The sequence below is a fragment of the Venenivibrio stagnispumantis genome, assembly GCF_900182795.1.
Lineage (GTDB): Bacteria > Aquificota > Aquificia > Aquificales > Hydrogenothermaceae > Venenivibrio > Venenivibrio stagnispumantis.
Map to the genome: position 1 here is coordinate 1 of NZ_FXTX01000028.1, position 12,146 is coordinate 12,146.

At 30.5% G+C, this 12,146-nt stretch carries 12 protein-coding genes; 11 read left to right on the top strand and 1 reads right to left on the bottom strand.

Going from position 1 to position 12,146, the window contains the following annotated elements:
• The 7 genes from QOR43_RS08155 to radA form a co-directional block, all read left to right on the top strand.
• A partial coding sequence (locus QOR43_RS08155; RefSeq protein ID WP_425609146.1) for an AMP-binding enzyme occupies positions 1 to 290 on the top strand: 290 nt, incomplete at its 5' end.
• A 20-nt stretch (positions 291 to 310) separates the two neighbouring features.
• Positions 311 to 1,651, top strand: coding sequence for an ATP-dependent protease ATPase subunit HslU (gene hslU / locus QOR43_RS08160; protein ID WP_265134051.1), 1,341 nt, complete (start codon positions 311 to 313; stop codon positions 1,649 to 1,651).
• A gap of 12 nt (positions 1,652 to 1,663) precedes the next feature.
• Positions 1,664 to 1,963 (top strand): Lrp/AsnC family transcriptional regulator, encoded by a 300-nt coding sequence (locus QOR43_RS08165; RefSeq protein ID WP_265134052.1) that lies wholly within the window; start codon positions 1,664 to 1,666, stop codon positions 1,961 to 1,963.
• Positions 1,960 to 2,751, top strand: coding sequence for a 3-deoxy-8-phosphooctulonate synthase (gene kdsA, locus QOR43_RS08170; protein ID WP_265134053.1), 792 nt, complete (start codon positions 1,960 to 1,962; stop codon positions 2,749 to 2,751). Before QOR43_RS08165 ends, kdsA begins: the two co-directional genes overlap by 4 nt.
• A gap of 10 nt (positions 2,752 to 2,761) precedes the next feature.
• The gene (locus QOR43_RS08175) at positions 2,762 to 3,646 is read left to right on the top strand and encodes a fibronectin type III domain-containing protein (protein ID WP_265134054.1); all 885 of its coding nucleotides are present in this window, start codon (positions 2,762 to 2,764) and stop codon (positions 3,644 to 3,646) included.
• Positions 3,643 to 4,896 carry a class I SAM-dependent RNA methyltransferase gene (locus QOR43_RS08180; protein ID WP_265134055.1) on the top strand — a complete coding sequence of 418 codons (1,254 nt, stop codon included), beginning with the start codon at positions 3,643 to 3,645 and terminating at the stop codon, positions 4,894 to 4,896. The genes QOR43_RS08175 and QOR43_RS08180 overlap by 4 nt, the downstream gene beginning before the upstream one ends.
• Before the next feature lie 810 nt (positions 4,897 to 5,706).
• Positions 5,707 to 7,041: a DNA repair protein RadA gene (gene radA, locus QOR43_RS08185; protein ID WP_265134056.1), complete on the top strand. Its 1,335-nt coding sequence runs from the start codon at positions 5,707 to 5,709 to the stop codon at positions 7,039 to 7,041.
• A 107-nt stretch (positions 7,042 to 7,148) separates the two neighbouring features.
• Here radA and acnB read toward each other — a convergent pair whose 3' ends face one another.
• Positions 7,149 to 9,752, bottom strand: coding sequence for a bifunctional aconitate hydratase 2/2-methylisocitrate dehydratase (acnB, locus tag QOR43_RS08190; protein ID WP_265134057.1), 2,604 nt, complete (start codon positions 9,750 to 9,752; stop codon positions 7,149 to 7,151).
• Between the two features lie 197 nt (positions 9,753 to 9,949).
• Between acnB and QOR43_RS08195 the strand changes: the two genes are divergently transcribed.
• From QOR43_RS08195 to QOR43_RS08210, 4 genes are all read left to right on the top strand, one after another.
• Positions 9,950 to 10,201 carry a type II toxin-antitoxin system CcdA family antitoxin gene (locus QOR43_RS08195; RefSeq protein WP_265134058.1) on the top strand — a complete coding sequence of 84 codons (252 nt, stop codon included), beginning with the start codon at positions 9,950 to 9,952 and terminating at the stop codon, positions 10,199 to 10,201.
• Between the two features lie 162 nt (positions 10,202 to 10,363).
• A complete protein-coding gene (gene hfq, locus QOR43_RS08200) occupies positions 10,364 to 10,558 on the top strand; it encodes an RNA chaperone Hfq (protein WP_265134059.1) in 195 nt (64 codons plus the stop codon).
• A gap of 20 nt (positions 10,559 to 10,578) precedes the next feature.
• Entirely contained in the window at positions 10,579 to 11,706 is a 1,128-nt protein-coding gene (gene hflX / locus QOR43_RS08205; RefSeq protein ID WP_265134060.1) for a GTPase HflX, read from the top strand.
• Positions 11,675 to 12,022: a histidine triad nucleotide-binding protein gene (locus QOR43_RS08210; protein WP_265134061.1), complete on the top strand. Its 348-nt coding sequence runs from the start codon at positions 11,675 to 11,677 to the stop codon at positions 12,020 to 12,022. Before hflX ends, QOR43_RS08210 begins: the two co-directional genes overlap by 32 nt.
• Positions 12,023 to 12,146: the final 124 nt, after the last annotated feature.

Below are 12,146 nucleotides of genomic sequence, written 5' to 3' on the forward strand. Positions count from 1 at the left end.
TGGAACATCCTGCAGTAGCAGAAGCAGCAGTAATAGGAAAACCACACAATATAAAAGGAGAATCAATAAAAGCATTTGTGATATTAAAAGAAGGAGTTCAGCCTTCAGAGGAGTTAAAAGAGAGAATAAAAGATACGGTAAAAGAGATACTAGGAGCAATAGCAGTGCCGGATGAGATAGAGTTTGTAGATAAATTACCAAAAACAAGAAGTGGAAAAATAATGAGAAGATTATTAAAAGCAAGGGAACTTGGTCTTGAACTTGGAGATACTTCTACCCTTGAAGAATAAATATCTAAAAAGGAGAGAAAATGCAGGAAAACCTTACACCAAAACAAATTATACAGGAACTTGACAAATATATTATAGGACAGCAAGAAGCAAAAAAAGCAGTTGCAATAGCATTAAGAAACAGATGGAGAAGACAAAATTTACCGGAAGATTTAAGAGATGAAGTTATACCTAAAAATATATTAATGATAGGGCCAACAGGTGTAGGTAAAACAGAAATAGCAAGAAGACTTGCATCCTTAGTTAAAGCACCATTTATAAAAGTTGAAGCAACTAAATTTACAGAAGTTGGATATGTAGGAAGAGATGTAGAATCTATTATAAGGGAACTTGCAGAGGCTTCATTTAAAATGGTAAAAGCAGAAAAGATGGAAGAAGTTAAAGAAAAAGCAAAAAGATTAGCAGAAGAAAGAATTTTAGATTATCTTGTGCCAAAAAGAACCAGAAGATACGGTAGCTTAGCCGAAACAACAGAAGGAGAATCACCTGCAAGAGAAAAATTTAGACAGATGTTAAAAGATGGATTATTAGATGATAAAGTTATAGAGATTGATGTGGAAGAGAAAACATCTGCTATCGTAGGAGGAGTTATTGTTCCCGGAATGGAAGATATAGAAAGCCAACTAAAAGATTTATTTTCTTCTTTATCACCGGCAAAAAGAAAAAGAAGAAAAGTAACCGTTAAAGAAGCATTAAAAATATTACAACAGGAAGAATCTGAAAAACTTATAGATATGGATGAAGTAGCTTCTGAAGCAGTAAAAAGAGCAGAAAATTTCGGTATAGTTTTTATTGATGAGATAGATAAAGTTGCTGCAAAAGGCTCAAAACATGGTCCGGATGTATCAAGAGAAGGTGTCCAAAGAGATTTATTACCAATAGTAGAAGGAACAACGGTTTCCACAAAATACGGCCCCATAAAAACAGACCATATATTATTCATAGCAGCCGGTGCATTTCATCTTTCCAAACCATCAGATTTAATACCTGAACTACAAGGAAGATTTCCAATCAGAGTAGAATTAAAAGCATTAACAAAAGAGGATTTTGTAAGAATTTTAACAGAGCCAAAAAATGCATTAATAAAACAATATAAAGCATTACTTGCCACAGAAGGAGTAGAGATTGAATTTACCGAAGATGCTATACAGGAGATTGCAACAATCGCAGAAGAGATAAATGAAAAAATGGAAAATATAGGAGCAAGAAGATTACATACAATCCTTGAAAAAATAATGGAAGATATATCTTTTGAAGCCCCTGATTTAAAAGGGCAAAAAATAATAATTGACAAAGAGCTTGTCAGAAATAAATTAGAAAATGTAATAGCAAATGAAGATTTAACTAAATATATATTATAAAAGGAGAAAATCATGGAAGAAAAAATGGAGATGCCTATTCCATTTGCAGAATTATTAAAAGATATATCACAGAAAGAGATGGCTACTGCTTATGTTTTGATAGAAGCAAATCCATCTGAAATACCGAATATTTTAAAGCAATTAGCTACTATACCTAATGTTAAATCTGCCGATGTTGTTACCGGTATTTATGATATTATCGTATTTTTAGAAGGTGAAGACCAAAACGAAATAGGTAAAGTTGTTATAAGAGATATAAACTCTATCCCCGGTGTTAAAAAAGCCACAACTTGTATGGTAGTAAAAATATGAAAGAAAAATTTACAATAATAGCAGGACCCTGTGTAATTGAAAGCTTAGATATATGTGAAGAGGTTGCTACTGTATTAAATCAGCTACAAAATAAATATCCGGATATTAGATTTGTATTTAAATCATCTTTTGATAAAGCAAATAGAAGTAGTATCTCCTCATTTAGAGGAAAAGGTTTAGAATATGGAGTTGAAGTTTTAAAGATAATCAAGGAAAAATATAAACTTCCTGTTTTGACGGATATTCATGAAAGTTATCAGGCAAAAGAAGTGGCGGATGTTGTAGATATTATACAGATACCGGCATTTTTATGCAGACAGACGGATTTATTACTTGCAGCAGCACAGACAGGAAGAGAAATAAATGTAAAAAAAGGTCAATTTTTAGCACCTTGGGATACAAAAAATATTATTGAAAAATTAAAATTCGGTGGTGCGACCAAATATTATCTTACAGAAAGAGGAGTATCTTTCGGATATAACAATCTTGTTGTTGATTTTAGAAGTTTGCCGATAATGAGGCAGTTTGCACCGGTAATATATGATGCAACCCATAGCGTTCAACTTCCGGGAGGACTTGGAAATGCATCCGGAGGACAAAGGGAGTTTATATATCCACTTGCAAAAGCGGCAATATCCGTTGGAGTAGATGGTTTATTTTTTGAAACTCATCCACAGCCGGAAAAAGCCCTTTCAGACGGACCAAACCAAATACCATTAAAAGATTTTCCTACCATAGTTGAAAATCTAATAAAACTCAGAAACTTTATTAACGAAAACAATATCTAAGAGGAAGATATTGAAAGTAGGCATTTATTTTTTAATTTTTATAACTGCTTTTATCTTTTCCTGCGGAGTAAAAGGAAATCCTTATCCACCATATTCTACAAAGCCAAAACCAATTGAAGATATAAAAGTGAAACAACAAGGAGATAAATTTGTTGTATATTTTAATTATCAAAAATTATACACAGATGACAATCCTATAAAGGAACCAATTTATTTTGAAATATATAAAAACAAAAATAAATTTAATACAGAAATCAAAGAATATGGCGGATATTATTACTTTTTTGATAAAGATAAAGAGGCTTGCTACTATATTATTGTAAAAACGAAAAGAAATAAAAGTAATCCTTCAAAAGAAGTTTGTATAAAGATAGATGAAAATATTCCGGAAAAACCGGAAATATCAAAAATTTATAACACAGAAGAAAGTGTAATTATTCAAATTAAAGGAAATGAAAAAGAGTTTAATATATATAAAGTATCAGATGAAGAAGATTATTCACCGGTTTATATAGCAAAAACAGATAAAAATATCTTTGAAGATAAAGATGTAGTATTAAATACAAAATATTGTTATTACATAACTTCAAACAAAGATAATATAGAAAGTGAAAAATCTCAAATAAAATGTATAATATTTAAAGATGAAATACCACCAAATCCACCAAAAAATGCAAGATTAATAATAAAAGATGGGGTTGGATTTATAATCTGGGATGAGTCTGACTCAAAAGATGTGATAGGATACAAAATTTATAAAAATGGAAAAGTTATGAACCAAATACCACTAAAAACATATTATTTTGAAGATAAAGATTATAAAGAAGGAGATATTTACACAATAACAGCAATAGATAAAGCAAATAATGAAAGTGAAGGAATTACAATAAAATGAAGATAGAAAAATTAGTTTATGGTGGCTTTGGAATAGGAAGAGAAGAGGGAAAAGTTTATTTTGTTCCTTATGTTTTGCCCGATGAAGAGGTTGTTGTTTCACCAATAAAAGAAAAAAAAGAGTATATAGAAGCAAAGCTAAAAGAAATAATAGAAGAAAATCCTGACAGAACAAAACCAGAATGTGAATATTTTGGATTATGCGGTGGTTGTGATTATTTACATATTAAATATCAAGCCCAGTTAAAATACAAAAAGGCTATACTTCAAGAGATATTTCAAAGAATAGCAAAAATTGATATAGAAATTGATAATATAATTCCTTCTGAAAACCAATATTTTTATAGAAATAAAACCCAGCTAAAAGTGGATACAAAATCTGGAAAAATAGGTTTTTATAAAAAAAATTTAAATGAAGTTGTAGAAATAGATAAATGTCTTCTTGTTTCAGAAGAGATAAATCCGGTTATAACAAATCTAAAAAAAGTAATTCCTTTGCTTCCGGTTTTACCAAAAGAGATACATATTTTTTCAAACCAAAAGGAGATTTTATTAAAATTTATTTATAAAAAAGAACCGAGAAAAATTATACTTACAAAAGATAGAGTTAAGAAATTTATATCACCTCTTGTTGTTGGATTTGGAGATTATGTTGAAAAAGATGGAAAAATAGAAAAATTAAGATTTGTAGGACAGGATTATTTAATTTTTGATATAGAAGGATTTAAATATAAAGCAAGCGTAGATTCATTTTTTCAGGTTAATAAATTTCAAATAAAAAATCTTATCAATCTTGTTTTAAAGCATATAGATTATGATAAAGTAGCAGATTTATATTGTGGTGTTGGTTTATTTACTATACCGGCTTCCAAAATATGCAAAGAAGCAATAGGTGTTGAAATAAGCTATCAGGCAATAAAAGATGCTAATTTTAATAAAAAGTTAAATAACTTAAAAAATGTAAAATTCTATCCATCATCTACCGAAAAAGCTTTGCAGATAATAAAATATTTTTCACCGGATATAGTTATAATTGACCCACCGAGAGCCGGTTTAACAAAAGAAGTGATAAATCAACTTGTTAATATAAGCAATTTAAAGAAAATTATTTATGTATCCTGCGACCCTGCAACCCTTGCAAGAGATGTTAAATTGTTTATTGAAAATGGATTTAAAATAAAAGAAACGAATCTGATAGATATGTTTCCAAATACTTATCATATAGAAAGTATAATAGTGATTGAAAGATGATAAAAAATTATAAGTATCTTTTTATCCCACATAGTTCAGATAAAACAAGTTGATTTATATACAGATTCAAAATATGTTGTAGACTTTCTATCCTATATAGTTCAGATAAAACTAAGGCAAAACATTAAAAAATCGTTGAGTCCTGTAATAGTTTCAACTCCTCGTAGGAACACTATAAACTTGTCATAAAAACCCTTGAAGCATTAAAAATACCTTGGTTTCCACTCCTCATAGGAACGCTACAACAAAGAGCGGAAGGCAAAATTAGAGGTTTAACATTAGCGTTTCCACTCCTCATAGGAACGCTACAACAGTTCGAAACTCCCCTAATAATGCCAACCGGAGAATGTTTCCACTCCTCATAGGAACGCTACAACCCCGTCAATTTTTTCATAAAAAATAATAACGAAAAATTTTAATTTTGTCAAGAGGTTTTCAATAAAAATTAGTTTAAATCTGAATAACCGCAAATTAATATTTTTTGCATCAAACCTCTAATAATGCAAATATATTTTCTGTTATATTTTTACTAATCCTTGATACAAGCCAATTCAAACAAAAATATATTTTCTGTTAAAAATGCAAAATTTTTCAAAAAATAAAACAGCGTTTGATTAATAGGTTTATCTTTCCTCTTAAAAACAAGAAAGAAAACCTATTCTCTTATTCTATTGCCAAGTAGCAAAAATGTAAAAATATTATATCATAAAAATGTATTCAGTTTAAGAGTTTTTATTGCAAATAAAGATTATAGTAAAATATAAATCATAAAGAAGATAAAATAGCTAAAAAGGAAGCAGAAAAGTACAGATGAAAAAAGAGAAAACCATTTATGTTTGCAATGAATGTGGTGCAACATTTCCAACATGGACAGGTAAATGCCCTTCCTGTGGTGCTTTTGGTAGTATGGTAGAAGAAAAGTTAGATAAAAAACAAAAAATCACATATCCAAAAGAAGATATAAATATCTTACCTATTACAAAAGCAAAACAGGAAAGCAGTTTTACAAGATTTAAAACAGGATTTAAAACCTTAGATGAAGCTCTTGGTGGTGGTTTTGTATTGGGTCAGGTTGTTCTTGTTTCCGGAGAACCGGGAATAGGAAAATCCACATTATTGCTTCAAATATCTTCAAATCTTGCAAATCATAAAAAAGTGCTTTATATCACAGCAGAAGAATCAGCCCATCAGGTGTATTTAAGGGCAGAAAGAATAAATGCTTTAAAAGATAATCTTTATATAGTTGCAAATACAAATTTAGAAACTATTTTAGAAGCCATAGATAAATTAAATCCGGAGTTTATCGTTCTTGATTCTGTTCAAACAGTTTATTCTTCTGAGCTTGAATCCGGAGCAGGCTCTGTTTCACAAGTAAGATATATAAGCTCAAAAATAACCCAAATAGCAAAAGAAAAAGGCATAACATCAATAATAGTCGGTCAGGTAACAAAAGAAGGAAGTATAGCAGGCCCAAAGGTGCTTGAACATATTGTTGATACAGTAGCCCAATTTGAAGGTGAAAGAGGTCATGCTTACAGGGTTTTAAAAATAATAAAAAATAGGTTTGGAGCTTCCGGTGAGCTTACCGTTTTTAATATGAAAGAAACGGGCATGGAAGAAGTTTTAGATTTATCTTCCTTCTTTTTATCAGAAAGACCTGAAAACAAAGCCGGTAGCATTATATTTCCGTATACAGAAGGTTCTAAACCTATTTTAGTTGAGGTGCAGGCTCTTGTTTCCAAAACCGTTTATGCAGTTCCCCAAAGAAAAACCCAGGGAATAGATATTAATATGCTTGCTATAATTACTGCTATTTTAGAAAAAGAAGCTAATCTATTTTTAAAAGATAGGGATATTTTTGTGAATGTGGTAGGAGGTATTCAGATAGATGAACCGGCTGTGATGCTTCCGGTTGCACTTGCTATTGTTTCTTCTTTTAAGAATATTCCTATTAAATCTTATATTACAGCTTTTGGAGAAGTTGGATTAACCGGAGAAGTAAGGTCTGTCCATTATTCAGAAATCAGAATAAAAGAATCAAAAAAATTTGGATTTAATAAAATAATCAGTTCTAATAAAATAAAAGATGAAAATGTAATAGGTATAAGCCATATAAATGAAGCAATTAAAATTATAACTGAATAGAAATTAATCGATAAAATTAGAAAGCTGTTGAAAAATTTTACTATTTTTTGTGTTTCTAAATTAACATAAAAAAAGAAAAGGAAGCCTTTTGGCTTCCTTCATATATATTATACGTAAGACAACTGATAAATAGGTAATAATGAATCTCTTACGAGCATATCAACCATTTCATCATCAAGTAAATGGAAGTTGAGATATTTATAAACTTTATCTTCTTTTCCTATTATTTTACTTTTTACAATATTCATATATTCTTCTACTGTTGGTAATCTACCGAGTATTGCACAAACTGCTGCAAGTTCTGCACTTCCAAGATATACTTTTGCATCTTTACCCATTCTATTATCAAAATTTCTTGTGCTTGTAGAGAATACAGTAGCTCCATCTCTTACTCTTGCTTGATTACCCATACATAAGCTACATCCTGGAACTTCTGTTCTTGCTCCGGCAGCACCATATATAGAATAATATCCTTCTTCCATTAACATTCTTTGGTCCATTTTTGTTGGAGGAACTACCCAAAGTCTTGTTGGAACCTGTCCTTCTCCTCTTAATATTTCACCTAATGCTCTATAATGGCCTATATTTGTTTGACAGCTACCTACAAATACTTCATCTATATTCTTAGGTCTTCTTTCATCTGCAAGAACTTCCGAAAGGGTAGCAACATCATCAGGGTCATTAGGGCATGCAACGATTGGCTCTTTTATTTCATTTAAATCTATCTCAATAATTGCTGCATATTCTGCATCTTCATCAGGCTCTAACAGGACAGGATTATCAAGCCATGCTTTCATTTTATCTGCTCTTCTTTGTAATGTTCTTGCATCTTGATAACCTGCTTTTATCATAGCTTCAATTAATTTTATATTAGATTGTATAAATTCTATAACCGGTTCTTTGTTTAATCTTACTGTACATGCTGCTGCACTTCTTTCTGCAGAAGCATCTGCAAGCTCAAAAGCCTGCTCTACTTTTAGATTTGGAAGACCTTCTATTTCAAGTATTCTTCCATTGAAAACATTTTTCTTTCCTTTTTTCTCAACTGTTAATAATCCTTGTTTTATAGCAAAATATGGTATTGCATTTACTAAATCTCTTAATGTAACACCCGGTTGAAGTTCCCCTTTAAATCTCACAAGAACAGATTCAGGCATTACAAGAGGCATTGTTCCTGTTACTGCTGCAAAAGCAACAAGTCCAGAACCAGCTGGGAATGAGATACCTATAGGAAATCTTGTATGGCTATCTCCACCTGTTCCAACTGTATCAGGCAATACCATTCTATTTAACCATGAGTGGATAACTCCATCTCCAGGTTTTAAAGAAACTCCACCTCTGCTTATTATAAATGGTGGTAATGTATGATACATTTTTATATCTGCAGGTTTCGGATATGCAGCTGTATGGCAAAAGCTCTGTAATACAAAATCTGCACTAAATCCAAGGGCTGCAAGCTCTACAATTTCATCTCTTGTCATTAATCCAGTTGTATCTTGGCTACCTACTGTAGAAACTTGTGGCTCAACATACATTCCCGGTCTTACACCTTTTAATCCGCAGGCTTTTCCTACAATTTTTTGAGCTAATGTGTATCCTTTGCCTGTATCTGCCGGTTGCTCCGGTTTTGTGAATATATTTTCTTCTCCAAGTCCAAGAACTTCCCTTGCTTTTCTTGTTAAATTTCTTCCAATAATTAAAGGTATTCTTCCACCGGCTCTGTATTCATCAAAAATTGTGTTAGGTTTCATTTTAAATGTAGCTACAACTTCTCCATTTTTTACAATTTTTCCTTCGTAAGGATAAATATCTATAACATCTCCCATTTCTAATTTTGATACATCGGCTTCAATAGGTAATCCACCGGAATCTTCTACTGTATTAAAGAATATAGGAGCAATTATACCACCTATTACAACAGCACCTGTTCTTTTATTTGGAACATAAGGAATATCTCTTCCCATATGCCACATTACACTATTTGCAGCAGATTTTCTACTTGAACCTGTTCCAACTACATCTCCAACAAATGCAACCGGATATCCCTTTTTCTTTAATTCATTTATCTTTTCAATTGCATCAGGCATTTTTGCTTTTAACATTGATAAAGCATGTAAAGGAATATCACTTCTTGTAAATGCTTCACTTGCAGGAGATAAATCATCTGTATTTGTTTCTCCCGGAACTTTAAATACAGTTACTGTTATTTTTTCTGCAGCCGGTGGTTTATTTAAAAACCATTCTGCATTAGCCCAAGATTCAAGAACTTGCTTCGCATATTTATTTGTTTTTGCAAGCTCAACAATATCATTAAAAGCATCATAAACAAGTAAGATATTTTTTAAAGCATTTGCTGCTTCCTGTGCTATCTCTTCATCTTTATGGGATAATGCATCTATTAAAGGTTTAACATTATATCCACCTATCATTGTTCCAAGTATCTGCACGGCTCTTTTTGGAGAAATAGCCGGAGAGAAAGCCTTTCCTTGAATAATATCATTTAAAAATGCAGCTTTTACATAAGCAGCTTCATCTACACCCGGATTAATTCTGTTTAAAAATAAATCCATAAGATAATCTTCATCTATGATTGGCACTTGTTTTAAAAGCTCAACAAGCTCAGCAGCTTGCTTTGCATTAAGAGGAATTGGCGGAATGCCAAGTTTAGCTCTTTCTTCCGTATGCTTTCTATATTCTGCTACAAAACTCATCTATACAACCTCCTGAAAGATTTTCATAATATTATATGCTATTGAAGATAAAAAATCAAACACTGTTTTATTTTTTGGTAAATGCCAAATTAATGATAAATGATATTGGAATTATTAACCTTGATTGAAAAATCTTTGCAGTCTAATACTTGAAAGTCCTATTAAGTTATCTTATACTATAAGAAGAGGTGATAAATATGAAAACGATAAAAAAGACTATTTCTATTCCGGAAGAGATTTATAAAGAAGTACAAGAATTTTCAGAAAATTTCAGCCAAATAGTTAAGGATGCATTAAAAGAATATTTAGAGAAAAAAAAGAAAGAAAAGATTTTATCTATGGCTGGAAGTTTAAAAGCTTGGGAAATTAAGGATGGATTGGAATATGAAAAAGAAATAAGAGAAGAAGACATTAAAACCCAAAAAGCAAGGGAAAATAGCATGTATTAGTAAGTTTATTTTTTACGAACACCATTATAGAAATTCCAGATTTTTAGATTTTTAATTCAATCTATCCGGAAACTTTTTTAATTTCCGAATTTATAACTATTTTAATTTTATAAATTTGCTATAATATTATTTAATTAAAACTATTTTAAGGAGGAAAGAAGAATGCCATCAGTTCAAGATGAACTTTTAGAAGAATACAGAAAAGAGCAAAAAGAGGTTACTGTTTATCTTATTAGAGGAACAAGAATTGTTGGAAAAATAATTGATGCAGACCAATTTACAATCTTGTTAGATGTAGGAGGACAACAGCAACTTATTTACAAACATGCTATAAGCACAATAGTTGTTGAAAGTTAAGTTTTATATATATTTTATATATGCGTTGTATATTAGTTGGAGTAAAAACAAAGTATAATAAAAAAGATATAAAGTATTCTTTAAGTGAGCTGGAAGGACTTGTAGAAGCAGCTGATGGTATAGTTTTGGGTAAAATTTACCAAAATAAAGAAATACCTGACCCTGCTACATTTATTGGTAAAGGAAAAGCTCAGGAATTAAGAGAGGTTGCAGAAGGAATAAATGCAGATACAATAGTTTTTGATACAAATCTTACACCGGTTCAGATTTCTAACCTAAAAAAAATAACAAATGTTGATATCTTAGATAGAACAGATTTAATATTACAAATTTTTTATAAAAGGGCAAAAACAAAACAGGCAAAATTACAGGTTGAGCTTGCAATCTTAGAGCATCAAATGCCCAGAATTTACGGAGAAAAAGGAAAAGAGCTATCCCGTATCGGTGGTGGTATGAAAACAAAGGGAGCCGGAGAACAAATTGGTGAGATAAAAGCAAGAAGAATTAAAGATAGAATAAATAAAATCAAAAAAGAGTTAAAAGAAATAAAAAAACAAAAAGAAACCCAAAGAAAATTAAGAGAAGATAATCCTGATATATTAAAAGTTTCACTTGTAGGTTATACAAATGCCGGTAAATCTTCCTTGTTAAAACTTCTTACAAAAAGAGAAACATTTATATCAGACCAGCTTTTTGCAACCCTTGATACAAAAACATCTTACATATATTTTCCAGATATTCATAAAAAAGTTATAATTACAGATACAGTTGGATTTGTAGAAGATTTACCACAGGAAATATTAGATGCATTTATGACAACCTTAGAAGAGATTAATGAAGCAGATATTATTTTACATGTTATAGATATATCAGACGAAAATTGGGAAAAGAAAAAAGAAGCAGTAGAAGAAATTCTTGCAAAATTAAAGGTAGATAAACCGGTTATATTGGTATTTAATAAAATAGATAAAGTAGTTCCATCACAGGATTTAATAGAAGATTCTTTTGAGCTATCAGAAGGAAAAGAGAGTATAATAATATCTTGCGAAAAAAAATGGAATATTGATAAATTATTTGAAATATTAAAAAAATATGCATTGAAAAAAGGAGAGGAAGATGGAAAACTGCATTTTTTGCAAGATAGTTAAAAAAGAAATTCCGGCAAAAATTGTTTATGAAGATGATTTAATCATGGCATTTGAAGATATTCGTCCTCAGGCAAAAGTTCATACATTAATAATACCAAAAGAACATATTCCAAACAATCTTTATTTAGAAGGAAGACATAAAGAATTAATAGGACATCTTATATTAAAAGCAAATGAAATTGCTAAAATGAAAGGTATTTCAGAAACAGGATTTAGATTGATAGTAAATTGTGGGAAAGATTCAGGACAGGAAGTTTTCCATATACATTGGCATCTACTTGGTGGAGAACCTCTTGGAAGATTAATATGTAAATAGGAGAAAACCGTGATAGATAAATTATTTAATATACCTTGAGTGAGAAATTAAATTCTAAGGGAAGCATTTATACCTCTTAACAAAGAAAAACCTAAAGCAAAACCATATAAATATGTCAAAAGTG